Origin of the sequence: Leisingera sp. SS27, from assembly GCF_028368855.1 — a bacterium.
In the GTDB taxonomy this organism is placed as follows: domain Bacteria; phylum Pseudomonadota; class Alphaproteobacteria; order Rhodobacterales; family Rhodobacteraceae; genus Leisingera.
On sequence record NZ_JAQNCY010000001.1, the window covers coordinates 106893 to 121211 of the forward strand.

The window sequence follows — 14319 nt, forward strand, 5'->3', positions numbered from 1 at the left end:
AACGCTAAAACGGACGAGGTCTTCAATGACGATCGCATTTGTGTTCCCCGGGCAGGGCGCCCAGACAATCGGCATGGGCAAGGCGCTGGCAGAGGCCTATCCGGCCGCCAAAGCCATCTTTGACGAGGTCGACAGCGCTCTGGGCGAAAGCCTGAGCCAGCTGATCTGGGAGGGCGACATCGAAACCCTGACCTTGACCCAGAACGCCCAGCCCGCCCTGATGGCCACCTCGATGGCCGCCATGCGCGCGCTGGAGGCTGAAGGTGTCACCATCGGCAAAGCCGACTTTGTGGCCGGCCACTCCTTGGGTGAATACTCCGCTCTTGCTGCCGCCGGCGCCATTTCGGTTGCCGACACCGCCCGCCTGCTGCGCACCCGCGGGCTCGCGATGCAAAGCGCCGTGCCGGTGGGCGAGGGCGCCATGGCCGCGATCCTAGGCCTCGACCTCGACGCCGTGCGCGCAGTTGCTGAGGAAGCCGCGCAAGGCGAGGTCTGCCAGGCCGCCAACGACAACGACCCCACCCAGGTGGTGGTCTCCGGCGCCAAGGCCGCGGTCGAACGCGCCGCTGAGATCGCCAAGGCGAAAGGCGCCAAACGCGCGGTGATGCTGCCGGTGTCCGCCCCCTTCCACTGCGCCCTGATGCAGCCTGCCGCCGATGCCATGGCCGAGGCGCTGGCAGGCGTCGATATCAAATCCCCCGCGGTGCCGCTCATTGCCAACGTCCGCGCCGATGCGGTCACCAGCCCGGATGAGATCCGCCAGCTGCTGGTCGAACAGGTGACCGGCTCCGTGCGCTGGCGCGAAAGCGTGCAGGCGATGGCCTCTAAAGGCGTCACCGAATTCTGGGAAATCGGCGCCGGCAAGGCACTCTCGGGCATGATCCGCAAGATCAACCGCAATCTGGCCTGCCGCCAGGTCGGCGCCCCGGACGACGCTAAAGCCGCCGCTGAGGCCTGAAACAGATTTGTCGGCGCCCGCTCCGTGGCGCGCGCCGGCTCCGCACATAAAGGACAAGAACATGTTTGATCTGACTGGCAAGACTGCCCTCATCACCGGCGCCTCCGGCGGCATCGGCGGCGACATCGCCCGCGCCCTGCACGCCGCCGGCGCCACCGTTGCCCTCTCCGGCACCCGCGAAGAACCGCTGCAGGCGCTGGCCGCCGAACTGGGCGGGCGCGCCCATGTGCTGCCCTGCAACCTGTCTGATGCCGAAGCCGTCGAAGCTCTGCCGAAGCAGGCGGCTGAGGCGATGGGCTCCGTCGACATTCTGGTCAACAACGCAGGCATCACCCGCGACAATCTCTTCATGCGCATGAAGGACGAAGAGTGGCAGAGCGTGCTGGACGTGAACCTCACCTCCACCATGCGCCTGTGCCGCGGTGTTCTGCGCGGAATGATGAAGGCGCGCTGGGGCCGCATCATCAACATCTCGTCTGTGGTTGGCGCCACCGGCAACCCCGGCCAGGGCAACTATGCCGCCTCCAAGGCAGGCATGGTCGGCATGTCCAAGTCGCTCGCCTATGAGGTCGCCAACCGCGGCATCACCGTGAATGCCGTCGCGCCGGGCTTCATTGCCACTGCCATGACCGACAAGCTGAACGACAACCAGAAAGACGCGATCCTCACCCAAATCCCGGCCGGCCGCATGGGGGATTCGAAGGAAATCGCCTCTGCCGTTCTGTATCTGGCCAGCCAGGAGGCAGGCTATGTCACCGGCACAACCCTGCATGTGAACGGCGGCATGGCGATGATCTGATCGCCCCTCCGTGCCCGGATTTTGAAAACCCCGCAGCCTGTCTGCGGGGTTTTTTCGTCCTGGAGGCTCTGTACAAGACCCTCGGCGCGGGCGAGACTCAGCCGCCAAATGGTTGAAATCCGGTGAAAAAGCAAAAAAGATCCGGCGCAAGCCTTGCAACCACTTGATTACAAGGCCATCTGCACGCTTCATAGCGGCCACAGGCAAGCCGCGCCGCCGCCTGATGACCGCGCGAAACCGTTTGCCTTGGCTGCGGTCTATGCTATAGGCGGCCCGTATCCGTCGGCATTTCCTAACGGAAACGCCGCACTGTCCCCGTCCCGCGGGGATCACACCGCCCGCTCCGGGCAAAACCACGCCGCCCGGCAGGGCAGGGCAGAACCGGGCAGAGTGCCCTGTAAAACGAGGAAGAGACATGAGCGACGTCGCAGATCGCGTTAAAAAGATCGTTGTTGAGCACCTGGGTGTTGAAGAAGACAAGGTCACCGAAAACGCCTCCTTCATTGACGATCTGGGCGCAGACAGCCTGGACACCGTGGAACTGGTGATGGCGTTTGAAGAAGAGTTCGGCATCGAGATCCCGGACGACGCAGCCGAAACCATCCAGACCTTCGGCGACGCGGTCAAGTTCATCTCCGAAGCGTCCTAAGCCACGCTTCCGGATGACCGGATTTAACGGCGCTCTCCTGCACGGAGGGCGCCGTTTTCTTATGGTTTTGCGGGGTGGCGAATCTGTTTCTGCGGCAATCTGGCGCCTTGTGATTTGGCTGCGTGTTTGCGCTATCGGCCAGCCTGGAAACCCGCGCCGCAATTGGTCCACAAATGGTCAGGATACGGCGTTCCGCCGGGAAATTTCCGTGCTACTCTGATCTCATGAGGCATTACATGAGGAGACTGGCAATATGATCATCTACCCCACGATGGAAATTCAGAACGGCCGTTGCGTGACCCTCGAAAAAGGCCGCCTGGATGAGCCGCAGATCTGGCATGTGGACCCGGTAGAAACCGCCAAGGGCTTTGCAGCGGCGGGGGCTGAATGGATGCACCTGACCGATTTCAATGCCCTCGAAGGCGACAACAGCAATGAGGACCTGGTTGCCCAGATAATCCGCGGTGCCGGTATCCCGGTGCAGCTTGGCGGCGGTATGCGTTCGCGCGAACAGGTTGAGCATTGGATCGACAAAGGGGCAGGGCGTATTGTGATCGGCACCCTGGCAGCCCGCGATCCGCATCTTGTTCAGGAACTGGCGAAACACCACCCGGACCAGATCGTGCTGGCGGTGGACATCTGGCAGGGCCAGGTGATGACCGATGGCTGGCGCAAATCCGGCGCCTTCACCCCCGAAGCCTACCTCGAGGCCTTTGCGGGCGCGCCCTTTGCGGGCATCATCATTACCGACATCGATTCCGATGTTTCCGATACCGAAGCACAGATGGGGCTGATCTCGCATCTCGCTTCGCTGGTGAAACTTCCGGTGATCGCCAGCGGTGTGGTGCGCAATGCTGATGACATTTCACGGCTCAAGTACATTTCCAACATCGCCGGGGTTCAGGTCGGCCGGGCCCTGTTCCGCAAGACCCTCTCAGTCGAGGAAGCGCTGGCTGTTGCCCGCCCGGAGCCGGAACCGGTGGCAGAATTCCAGTAACCGCCGCCTACGGCGGAAATGAGCCCGGGAACAATCAGTCCGGAAAAAAATCTGCAAAGGGCGTCTGCACTCAGGCGCCCTTTCCGCATTGGCCGGGCAGTCTTGCCTGCAGCGGCGCTGCCGGGATGCGGCTTGGCGCCAGCCGCGCTCAGGCCTGAACGCTGGACGGCATGGCGCTTGTCCCTGTTTCCGCCTCAGCCGCCGGGGCGGTCGTCTGCTTAGACAACCGGAGCAGCATCTGCAGGTCCTCCGCAGTCATCAGCTTGCTGAATTTCACACCGGCATAATCGGCGTTTTGCCATGTTACCTGGGCGCGGATCTCCTCCAGCCCGGGAAACAGGGCCGTCACCTCATCCTTGGGAGAGAGCGCGGGGATGCCTGGCAGCTGCCAGACCCGGATCTTGGCGCCCAGGCGGCTGATATCAACCAGCTTGGCTTGCAGTGTCTGCCCGCCGCGCTCCAGGCTGCAGCTCAGCGAACAGGGATGCCGCCTGCGCCTGCGCCGGTGGCGCCGGGCAATCCGTTCCGCAAGGAACAGAAATCCGCCGCCCAGAAGCAGCGCCGACACGGAGCTGGCAATCGCCGTTTCCTGGGAAATACTCCGGATCCGCCCCAGCCCGGAAGGTGTGTTCGCCGCTTGCTTCCGGACCGGGGCGAAATCACAGGGCAGCGGAATGATCCGGGCTGCAAATTCTTCCAGCAGCGCCGCGGTGCCAAGCCGTTCGGCGCTGGTTTCGGCCTTGGCAATGCCGTGCCGGTTGTAGACTTGCAGCAGCCCTTTCTGCTGGGTGATCAGCCGCATGGCCAGCGGCTCGTACATTTCCATCCCGGACCGGCGCATGCTCATCCGCAGCGTCACCACCGGATGATCCTCCAGCCAGTGCTGCAGCTCCCTTGCCTTGGCTGGATCTTTGCCGGTCCTCAGATGCTCAAGGAAGCCGCGTGCCTCATGCTGAAAAATCACCAGGTCGGACTGCAGCAAACAGGTCGCCCTGGACGCTTCGGCAGGAGGTGCACCAGCCCAGGCCAATACAGGGGCTGCAAGTGCTGCCAGGATCAAGGGCCAGGGGTTCATCAAAGGGTCTCGCTTTGCAGCTGGGGCCGAACCGGCGTGGGAAATCTATGTAAATGAAACTACCATAGGCGGTGATCGCATTGATTAAGATCGCTTTTCGGGGGAGTTAATTCGCCGCAAAAGTCAACGCCGCACCCGGGGCGCGGCTGTTTCAGAGGTTCAGGGAAATAATGCCTGCCCGGCGGCTGCGGCTTGAGCAGCCTGCCGCTGCAGAGGGCGGCTGACGGTCTGAGGATGCAGGGCCGAAGATGCAGGGCCGAAGATGCAGGTCCGAAGAAGCCGGTCCGGGACAGCGGGGGCCAGGCCGGCCTGCGCTTCTGATTCCGGGAGAGTTGCCGGAGGCGTCTACGACCCCATCCGGGCTTCTTCCCGGATGCCGCCGTCCTCCATCGGGAATTCCTCCAGCAGCCGGTGCAGCTGCATGAAGTTGAATTCGCTGACGAACTGCACGCCCACGTAATCGGCCGTCTTCCAGCGCACCTGGGCCTCCATGATGTGGCCGCCAAAGCGCAGAGTCACCCGGCCGGAGGGATCGCATTGGGTGTTCGGATGCACCTTCGCGCCGGCCCGGCTGAGATCGACAAGATAGCCTTGCACGGTCCGCCCGCCCGCCTGCAGAACGCAAGGCACGGCGCAGGGGTAGCGTTTGGTGCGGCGGATCTTGCGGATACCGATCCGGTCCAGAAAATACAGAACGCTGCCCCCCAGCACCAGAAAGGAAACCCAGGCAATGGCGGCGTTTATGATCTGCTGGCGCTGGCGGGCATCATTGGCACTGACCGCCACCAGCTTGCTGCCGAACCCGTCTTCCTTGATCTGATCGCACGGCAACGCCTCCACCAGAATACCGTAGTCCGACTGAAGTTCGAAAATTCCCATGTGGCGCGCCCCCTCCAGCGCCGCCTGGCGGCCCTGGCTGGACAGGATCTGAAGCAGAACCGTGGTTTGCTGCATCAGCTTGAGCGTGCCGGCCTCAACCTGCTGAATCCCGACGGCCCGCATCCGCTGCTTGAGCGGCGCAGGCGGATTTGCGCCGATCCAGCTGTTCAGCTGCTGCACGTAATAGGGGCTCTGTCCGGTCTCAAGATAGCCCAGAAACCCCGCAGAAGCCCGGTTCAGGTCGGAGAGATCCTGATGCACAGGGCAAGCCGCGTCCGCCCGTCCGGGCAGCAGGGACAGGGTCAGCAAAACGGCAGCTGTCGGAAGCCATTTGCGCATGGCAGTGTTTTCCTCACGTATTTCCGAAGGAGAGTCTGGCGCAAAGTTGCGAATTTGAGGTTAACGCGGAGACATCCGGCGCGGAAAACTGCCTGCAGGCGGTCCCGGTCACGGCTTCGCCGCTCCGGCCATGAAACACAGTTGTCTCCCGCCCGCAAAAATAACGGGCTGGAGACATAATGGCCCAGAGCTCCAGCCCGTTCTGGCAATCACGAGGACGGATGCCAAGTTTCGCGTTTTGATAAAATCAACTTAGGACAGAGTAGTTAATCAATCGTTCTCGTGACGCAAAAATAGCGTCACCACGCATTTTCCGCTGCGTCACACCAGCGGCCAGCCCGCTCTTGCACCCGGTTGCCATTCCAAGCTATTTGAACGGACGGATTGCCGAGGCATAGGAGAGCAAGGAATGCGCCGAGTAGTAGTCACCGGACTGGGCCTGGTCACCCCGCTGGCCAGCGGAGTCGAAGAAACCTGGTCCCGGTTGCTGGATGGACAGTCGGGTGCCGGCCCCATCACCCTGTTTGATGCCGAGGCAAGCGGCGTCACCACGACCTATGCCTGCGAGGTCCCGCGCGGCGATGGCTCCGAGGGCACCTTCAACCCCGATGACTGGGTCATCAAGAAAGAACAGAAGAAGATCGACGACTTCATCCTCTATGGCATCGCCGCCGCCGACATGGCCGTGCGCGACGCCGGCTGGACGCCCGAGGATGAGGAAAGCCGCCTGCGCACCGGCGTGATGATCGGCTCCGGCATCGGCGGCCTCAGCTCGATCGCTGACACCGCGGTGATGATCAAGGAGAAGGGCCCCCGCCGGGTGTCGCCGTTCTTCATCCCCGGCGCGCTGATCAACCTGATCTCCGGCCAGGTCTCGATCCGCTTCGGCTTCAAAGGCCCGAACCACTCCGTCGTGACTGCTTGCTCGACCGGCGCCCACGCTATTGGCGACGCGGCCCGGCTGATCAAATCCGGCGACGCCGACGTGATGATCGCAGGCGGCGCCGAAGCCGCGATCTGCGAAATCGGCATTGCCGGCTTTAACGCCTGCAAGGCGCTGTCCACCAAACGCGCTGACGACCCCACCAAGGCCTCGCGCCCCTATGACGCCGACCGCGACGGCTTCGTCATGGGTGAGGGCGCCGGCATTGTGGTGCTGGAAGATTATGAACACGCCAAGGCCCGCGGCGCCAGGATCTATGCCGAAGTGCTGGGCTATGGGCTCTCAGGCGACGCCTACCACATCACCGCACCTTCCGAGGACGGCGAGGGCGGCGAGCGCTCGATGAAGGCTGCCCTGGCCAACGCAGGGCTGGACGCCTCCGCCATCGACTACATCAACGCCCACGGCACCTCGACCATGGCCGACACCATCGAACTGGGCGCCGTGGAACGGCTGCTGGGCGACCACGCGGGCAATGTCACCATGTCCTCGACCAAATCCGCCACCGGCCACCTCCTGGGTGCCGCCGGCGCGATTGAGGCGATTTTCTCGATCCTGGCGATCCGTGATCAGGTGGCGCCGCCGACCATCAACCTCGACAACCCCGCGGTTGAAACCCCGGTCGACCTGGCCCCCAACGCCAAGCGCGAGCGCAAGATAAAAGTGGCGCTGTCGAATTCCTTCGGCTTTGGCGGCACCAACGCTTCGGTTCTCTTCGGAAAGCCTGAGTAATGTGGCGCAGCCTCGCCTCAAATATGATGACGGTCCTGATCGCCGCCCTGTTCCTGCTGGGCGGCCTCATCCTGTGGGGCCAGTCGCAATATAAGGCCGAGGGTCCGCTGGACACCGCCATCTGCCTCCGGGTGGAGCGCGGCTCCAACATGGCCCGTGTCAGCCGCGATCTGGAAACCCAAGGCGCGGTGTCTTCCGGCACCATCTTCCGCCTTGGCGCCAAATACAGCGAGAAAACCGGCCAGCTGAAGGCCGGCAGCTTCCTGGTGGAGCCGGGGTCGTCGATGGAGCGCATCGTTGACGAGATCACCCACTCCGGCGCCTCCACCTGCGGCACGGAAATTGTCTACCGCATCGGCGTGACCCGCACCCAGGCTGAGGTGCGCGAGCTGGACCCGGCGACAAACAAGTTCGTCGAAAAGGCGGAATTTGTTCTGGGCGAGGGCGAGGTGCCGTCTGAGTACACCGAGACCCGCCAGGACGCCGACACCCGCTACCGCATTGCGCTGGCCGAAGGCGTGACCAGCTGGCAGGTGGTTGAGGCGCTGAAAGCGATGGACGTGCTGGACGGCGAGCCGGGCGAGCGCCCGGGTGAGGGTCTCCTGGCGCCTGACAGCTATGAGGTCACCCCCGGCACCCAGCGCGCCTCCGTGCTGGCCGAGATGCAGGAGCGCCAGCAGCTGCGCATCAACGCCGCCTGGGAAGGCCGTGCCAGCGATTCCGCCGTCACCAGCCCTGAGGAAATGCTGATCCTCGCCTCGATCATCGAGAAGGAAACCGGCGTGGCCGAGGAGCGCGGCATGGTCGCCTCCGTCTTCACCAACCGCCTCAACCGCGGCATGCGCCTGCAGACCGACCCGACGGTGATCTACGGCGTCACCAAGGGCGAGGGCGTCCTGGGCCGCGGCCTGCGCCAAAGCGAGCTGCGCAAGGCCACCCCCTGGAACACCTATGTGATCGAGGGCCTGCCACCGACACCCATCGCCAACCCCGGCCTTGCGAGCCTCGAGGCCGCGGTGAACCCGGAGACCACCAGCTACGTGTTCTTCGTCGCCGACGGCACCGGCGGCCACGCCTTTGCCGAGACGCTGGACGAACACAACGCCAACGTCGCCAAATGGCGCGAGATCGAAGCCCAGCAGCAGCAGAACAACTGAGGCTGCGAATGCATTGACCGACTTGTGAAGGGTGCCGTCGGGCACCCTTTTCATTTTGAACCGCCCGAAAGGCTGATTGGCCGGGCGCCGCCATTCCTCTTCGGCGCAGACCAAATCAACCGGTGCAGTCTTCAAAGATGGATGCGCCAGTTTTTTCCAGAGGGCGCTTCATTCATAAGCAGGCAAAAAGAGAACGTGAGGCGGTATATTCGCAACTGACTTAAACTTGTGGCTTGCGGTCCTATTTCTGCTTGACGTTGCGGCAGGTCTCGCTTCAAGGTCCCTCCCCAATAGGGAGATGCCGTGTTTCGCGGCACAATCGGGGGGTTTCATTTTGGGTTTGAAAAGATCGCTTATTGCAGCTTTGGTTTTGGCCGGGTGTTCCGGCAATCAAACGGGTGTCAACACTCTGGATCAATTGACCACCAGCACAAGTAACAATGGTATTCACGCCAAGCCCATAAACTTGAAGTACCCTTTGCAGACACGCTTTCTGTCGATTAACGGGCTTTTGCCTGTCTCAGGCCCCGGCAGTGCCTGTCTCGCAGACAGCAACCGCCCTTCCAGCGCAATTGTCTGTTACAGCGGTTCCGGCAAAACCGAAGTCGCCTACAAGGTCTACGATACCAGCGCCACAATTTCAGATCTCCGGGCCATTCAGGAGAAGCTTCAGGCGTTGCAGGTGGAGCTTCTTGATCTGTTGGATGATGAAGAAAAGCTTGTTCCGGAAACAACCGTTCAAGACATCGTGGCAAGGGCGCGCGCGATTCAAAGCGATGCCGCCAAAAACAATATCTTCCTTTTCCGCTGGCGTCAGGATGAGGCGGCTGGCGGTTCGGTTGGCCTGACCGAACTCTTCTCCGGCAGGGCGCGCAGAGAAGAGTCTCAGAGCGGTGTTGTCATTGTCGGCGGATTGACCGTTTCACAGCTGCTGGTTGGCAGCGATGATTACAAGGCCGCCCTGTCAGGCTGGTCAAAGGGAACCAAGATTTCCACCTATTCTCTGGGTGCAAAACATCTGCTTTATTTCTCTGAGGCCAACCTCAGCGCTGCAATTGCCGCCAAGCTGGATGGAACACTGGACGAGTTGTCCAAGAAATTGTCTCCGACACAGGAGATTGCGCTGCGGGCTTATGCGGCCATTGGCCGTGCCCAGGAAAATCAGGGCAGTTTTTCTGCTGTGGCCCAAAAGGTTATACCGCTGCAGGAGTATCAAGAAACCCGGCCGGTTGAGCAGGTTTTCTATTCCACGCTCACCGATGCCGAAACGCTGCTGGAAGCGCTGGAAGACAGATAGGCTTCAACGGCAGAACGCTACCGCTGCCAGCTGGCAGCCGAAATCCAGGCAAACTCCTGAAGGCCGGCGGGAATACCGGCCCAGGCACCTGGCTGAGATTCTGGGACTGATCGGAAAAGGGCGCCGGCTGGCGCCCTTTTTTTGCAACTGTATAAGACCTGTATTGCGGATGCCGCTGTCAGGTATAGACGCAGATGTAGAAATTCGTTCCGCTCTGGTAGCCGCCGCATTTGTCGTAGAACTCAATTGTTGCCTTCACGGTCTTACCTGACAGCGCACTGAACTGCGATGTCAGGTCCTGCGGCTGCAAGGGGGTCACCACGCCTGAGCAGCCGTTGCTGTAGTCATGCGTATAGGTGGCGGTGTTCTGAGGATCGTTCTGATCAGTCAGAGTCAGCTTGACCACATCGTCAACCGACGTCTGGCCTTCGCCGCTCGGGCCGCCGGACATCACGACCGTCGCGCCGTCGGGAATGGGCAGATAGTGGAGCGTGGCATCGTAAAAGATCTTGCCGGCGTCGCCCGGTACAGGTGTCGACTCTTGCGCAGTGGCAATCTGGTAGTTTTTCCAACCCATCTGGTGATCCTCGCTAATGATGGAAACAATGATGCACAGTGCAGTGCACGACCGAACGTACAATCATAAATTGCAGATTCGAAAGATGGATTCCGCGATAGTTTCGCACCATTTGATTCACCTTATGCATTGGAAGTCGACGAATAATCACCGTTTTACAGATGCATAAGAGGTTGTTTGTTCTGGCCGTTCTGAACCGGCACCGCGACGCCCCGATGCGGACCCGCCGCGCGCGTGCCTTCCGCAACCTTAAAATTTTGCACCATTAACCCGTATGGGTTGTGCTTAGAGCTGGGGTAAACCGCCTGATGGCGCTTGGCGGAAGCCTGACAGTAAACAGCTGGCCAAGCACCGGAAACCTGCACAGGTTCCCGCGCGGCAAACACGTGTTTTCCGCGCTGTTTCCACCACGGGAAACGGTCTTCAGTGCGGGGCGTAACAGGAAGGGCGCCAAGAGGCGCCTTTTCCGCGTCTAGGCTGCAATGTCCTGCTTCAATTCCCGGATCTCAGCACAAAGGTGGGTAATCTTGTCCAGGCGCCGCGAGATCCGCTCCTGGAAAGAGCCAAGCTGGTCTATGATGTCGGACAGCGTTGCGCCGTCCCGCGGCAGCCGGGCGCTTTCGATCTTGCACAAGACCCTGGTGGAGCTCAGGCCCAGGAACTGCCGCCGCATTGTTTCGCAGGCACGGGTGATACGCTCGGCTTCCCTGTCAACTTCCTTCAGCTCCATCCGGGCGCTTGCCACCTGTGCCTGGGTCAGCTGGCTGAGAATGTCCTGTTCGGCGCTCAGGTCAATTCCGCCCAGGCTCCGCCGCTCGCGCTGCAGCTGGCCGTCGCACTCGGTCAGTATGCGGGCCATGCCTTCCACAAACAGGCCTTGATTGACCAGGTCCTTTATCTTCGCGAAATTGCTGTCCTCGCCCATCACATGGGTGGAAAACCAGGTCGACATTTCACGCGACATCGACCCGTAATTCTGGGACAGGACCGTCACCGGCCCGCCGGCCGGTTCAATCCTTGACGCAATCACGCGCAGGTTATGCGGAATGGTCCGCATGGCGGAAAAATCGTCAATCAGCCCTTTGGTCTCGGTGACAAGCACCTCAGAGTTTTTCAGCTTCTGCCGCAGTCCGCGGATTGTCATATCCGGCGCTGACCCAAGGCCCGCGTCCCGGCTTTCCAATTCTTCGCTCAAGGCGTGCGCGGCAAATTCGCGGTACGAGTCAAATCCCATCCCCGCCAGCCAGGCCAGCAGGTTGTCCCGGCTTTCCTCGGGGCTCAGGCCGTCGTCCTGCTCAGCCTTCAAGAGGTCGCAGTAGCCCTGTTTCACGGTGGCAAACAGGCTGCTGCTCGGCTTGATGCGGACGGAAAGGTATCCGTCTTCGCAGGGCACAACCACAGCGAACACCCAGTAGTACAATCCGTCCTTTGCCTTGTTCTTCACGTAGGCGCCGATAAATTCCCCGTTCTGGATGGTGTCCCAGAACAGCTGAAACACACCGCGCGGCATGTCCGGATGGCGGATGATCTTATGCGGCGCGCCCAAAAGGGAATCCCAATCAAAGCCGGAGACCCGGCGGAAAATGTCATTGCCGGTTTTGATCACACCGCGGTCATCGGTGCGCGAGAAGAAAATCTCATCGAGCGCAAAGGGGGCTTCGCCATTTGCCGGACGCGGCTCAATCCGTCGGTCTGTAAAGGTCATTCCATGTATTCCTTCTCAGTCATCACGCGTCCTGAAGCAGGGAATAGCCGGTAAAGATTTAAATAGGGTTTAGCTTATTACGGTGCCTTAACGGCAGCCTGCCAGCGTTTGCAGGCCATTGCCCGTTGCGTACCCACCGTACGCACCTCCTCCCGTAAACCTTGACTTTTACACTGAAATCGCGTAAAGGTTGTGGTGCAGCTGGAAGAAACATGGACGGCCCCGGACCCCTCCGCCGGCGGCCGTCCTGTCTTTCTCTTGTGCGGACAAGAAACGCATGAGGCAGAGCAACCCATGACACATCAGACCAATGGCCCGGAACCGGGCCAGAGACCGGAACAAACTCCGGAACAGGACGGCGGCGCCCTCCTGAAGCGGCAGGTGCATTACACCGCCGATCTCCTGCAATCCCTGCAGGAGAGCATACACCGCCTGCGCAACGAGGCGGAGGAGCTACGGGAGCAGCTCGAAACCACCGGCGGTGACGAAGTCACCGGCGCCAAGGCCCAGATCAGCCGTCTCGAAGGCCTGATCCGGGATTGCCAGAAAGTGGAGAAAGTCATTGCAGAACAAAGCACCGAATTCGCCCGCATGCTCAAATCCGAACACGAACTCGATCCCGTCGCGGCGCGCGCAGCTGTCGAGCTCGGACTTTCTCGCCTGCGTGCCGCCCTCGATCCTGAGCTTGTTCTTGGATGAGTTGGACCGCAAAACCCTTTGTGCGCTGCCGCATCTGTTCGACATCTGGGCGCTGGACCACCAGCGCCCGCCGCCGGGCGATTGGCGCGCCTGGGTGATCCTGGGCGGCCGCGGTGCCGGCAAGACGCGGGCAGGGCCGAATGGGTCCGTTCGCTGGCCGAAGGCGCCAGCCCCTATGATCCCGGCACCGCACGCCGTATCGCACTGGTGGCCGAAACCTATGACCAGGTGCGCGACGTGATGATCCACGGCGACAGCGGCATCCTGGCCTGCTCGCCGCCGGACCGGCGCCCCAAGTGGAAAGCGTCGGAGCGCAAGCTGATCTGGCCCAACGGCGCCGAGGCGCAGGCGTTTTCCGCCCACGATCCCGAGGCCCTGCGCGGCCCCCAGTTCGACGCCGCCTGGGCGGATGAGCTGGCCAAGTGGCGAAAGGGCCAGGAGAGCTGGGACATGCTGCAGTTCGCGCTGCGGCTGGGGCAGGACCCCCGCGTCTGCGTCACCACCACACCGCGCAACGCGCCCGTGCTGAAACGGTTGCTGGCCTCGCCCAGCACCGTCACCACCCACGCCGCGACTGAGGCCAACCGCGCCAACCTCGCGCCCTCCTTCCTGACGGAGGTGCGCGCGCGCTATGCAGGCACCCGCCTGGGCCGGCAGGAACTGGACGGGGTGATGCTCTCGGACATCCAGGGCGCGCTCTGGACCACCGCAGCGCTGGTGGATGCGCAGGTGGCTGAGGCGCCGCCCCTGGACCGGGTGGTGGTCGCCGTCGATCCGGCAGTCAGCGCCGGCAAGAACTCAGACGCTTGCGGCATCGTGGTGGCGGGCGCCGTCACCCACGGCCCGCCGCAGGACTGGCAGGCCTATGTGCTGGCGGATTGCACCGTGCAGGGCGCCGGCCCGCTCGCCTGGGCGCAGGCGGTGATCGCCGCCCGCGACCGCTTTGGCGCCGAACGGGTGGTGGCAGAGGTAAACCAGGGCGGCGCATTGGTCGAAACCGTGCTGCGCCAGGCCGACCCGCTGGTGCCGTTCCGCGCGCTCCACGCCCGCAAGGGCAAATCCGCCCGGGCCGAGCCGGTGGCCGCGCTCTATGAGCAGGGCCGGGTGCGCCACCTGCCGGGGCTGGGCGAGCTGGAAGACCAGATGTGCCAGATGACCCCGCAGGGCTTCCGCGGCAGCGGTTCGCCCGACCGGGTCGATGCGCTGGTCTGGGCGCTGCATGAGCTGATCATCCAGCCCGCCGCCAACCTGCGCAGGCCGCAGGTCAGGGTGCTGTAGAACCTCTCAAAAACCAACCGCCCGGCGGCACGCCGGGCAGCGCCCGTCCCGCCCCACACGGGGCGGGCGCTGCCCTCAGTGTGATGCAACACTGTATTGTTTCCTTTGTATTCGTTTAATTTCAGGAGCTTATATTCAGGTGTTGCGCACCCACCGTACGCACCGCTTGCCAAATCTTCAGGCCTTTGGGGCACTAATGATCCTCAGCAAAGGCGCACCATCCCCAAGGGCCGGC

General features: G+C 62.3%; 12 protein-coding genes and 1 pseudogene. 9 read left to right on the top strand and 4 right to left on the bottom strand.

Annotated features, from left to right (window positions below; genetic code table 11):
• The first annotated feature begins 25 nt into the window (after window positions 1–25).
• The 4 genes from fabD (at window position 26) to N6L27_RS00525 (ending at window position 3403) form a co-directional block, all read left to right on the top strand.
• Window positions 26–958 (top strand): ACP S-malonyltransferase, encoded by a 933-nt coding sequence (gene fabD / locus N6L27_RS00510; protein ID WP_271905097.1) that lies wholly within the window; start codon window positions 26–28, stop codon window positions 956–958.
• Between the two features lie 61 nt (window positions 959–1019).
• Window positions 1020–1757, top strand: a complete 738-nt coding sequence (gene fabG, locus N6L27_RS00515) for a 3-oxoacyl-ACP reductase FabG (RefSeq protein ID WP_271905098.1) — start codon at window positions 1020–1022, stop codon at window positions 1755–1757.
• Window positions 1758–2172: 415 nt separating this feature from the next.
• On the top strand, window positions 2173–2406 hold the full coding sequence (locus N6L27_RS00520; RefSeq protein ID WP_005982462.1) for an acyl carrier protein: 234 nt from the start codon (window positions 2173–2175) through the stop codon (window positions 2404–2406).
• A 253-nt stretch (window positions 2407–2659) separates the two neighbouring features.
• On the top strand, window positions 2660–3403 hold the full coding sequence (locus N6L27_RS00525; RefSeq protein ID WP_271905099.1) for a 1-(5-phosphoribosyl)-5-[(5-phosphoribosylamino)methylideneamino]imidazole-4-carboxamide isomerase: 744 nt from the start codon (window positions 2660–2662) through the stop codon (window positions 3401–3403).
• Window positions 3404–3551: 148 nt separating this feature from the next.
• On the opposite strand, the gene N6L27_RS00530 is transcribed toward N6L27_RS00525, so the two are convergent.
• The gene (locus N6L27_RS00530) at window positions 3552–4478 is read right to left on the bottom strand and encodes a PilZ domain-containing protein (protein WP_271905100.1); all 927 of its coding nucleotides are present in this window, start codon (window positions 4476–4478) and stop codon (window positions 3552–3554) included.
• 345 nt (window positions 4479–4823) lie between these two features.
• Window positions 4824–5696: a PilZ domain-containing protein gene (locus N6L27_RS00535; RefSeq protein ID WP_271905101.1), complete on the bottom strand. Its 873-nt coding sequence runs from the start codon at window positions 5694–5696 to the stop codon at window positions 4824–4826.
• Window positions 5697–6105: 409 nt separating this feature from the next.
• Between N6L27_RS00535 and fabF the strand changes: the two genes are divergently transcribed.
• From fabF to N6L27_RS00550, 3 genes are all read left to right on the top strand, one after another.
• Window positions 6106–7371: a beta-ketoacyl-ACP synthase II gene (gene fabF / locus N6L27_RS00540; RefSeq protein ID WP_271905103.1), complete on the top strand. Its 1266-nt coding sequence runs from the start codon at window positions 6106–6108 to the stop codon at window positions 7369–7371.
• Window positions 7371–8528 (top strand): endolytic transglycosylase MltG, encoded by a 1158-nt coding sequence (mltG, locus tag N6L27_RS00545; protein WP_271905105.1) that lies wholly within the window; start codon window positions 7371–7373, stop codon window positions 8526–8528. The genes fabF and mltG overlap by 1 nt, the downstream gene beginning before the upstream one ends.
• Before the next feature lie 418 nt (window positions 8529–8946).
• On the top strand, window positions 8947–9825 hold the full coding sequence (locus tag N6L27_RS00550) for a hypothetical protein (RefSeq protein ID WP_271905107.1): 879 nt from the start codon (window positions 8947–8949) through the stop codon (window positions 9823–9825).
• A 178-nt stretch (window positions 9826–10003) separates the two neighbouring features.
• On the opposite strand, the gene N6L27_RS00555 is transcribed toward N6L27_RS00550, so the two are convergent.
• Both N6L27_RS00555 and N6L27_RS00560 read right to left on the bottom strand, forming a co-directional pair.
• On the bottom strand, window positions 10004–10402 hold the full coding sequence (locus N6L27_RS00555) for a hypothetical protein (RefSeq protein ID WP_271905109.1): 399 nt from the start codon (window positions 10400–10402) through the stop codon (window positions 10004–10006).
• Between the two features lie 472 nt (window positions 10403–10874).
• Window positions 10875–12107: a PAS domain-containing protein gene (locus N6L27_RS00560; RefSeq protein WP_271905111.1), complete on the bottom strand. Its 1233-nt coding sequence runs from the start codon at window positions 12105–12107 to the stop codon at window positions 10875–10877.
• Between the two features lie 294 nt (window positions 12108–12401).
• Between N6L27_RS00560 and N6L27_RS00565 the strand changes: the two genes are divergently transcribed.
• Entirely contained in the window at window positions 12402–12806 is a 405-nt protein-coding gene (locus tag N6L27_RS00565) for a hypothetical protein (RefSeq protein ID WP_271905113.1), read from the top strand.
• A pseudogene (locus N6L27_RS00570) lies at window positions 12799–14084 on the top strand (DNA-packaging protein). The gene N6L27_RS00565 and the pseudogene N6L27_RS00570 overlap by 8 nt, the downstream one beginning before the upstream one ends.
• Window positions 14085–14319 lie beyond the last annotated feature (235 nt).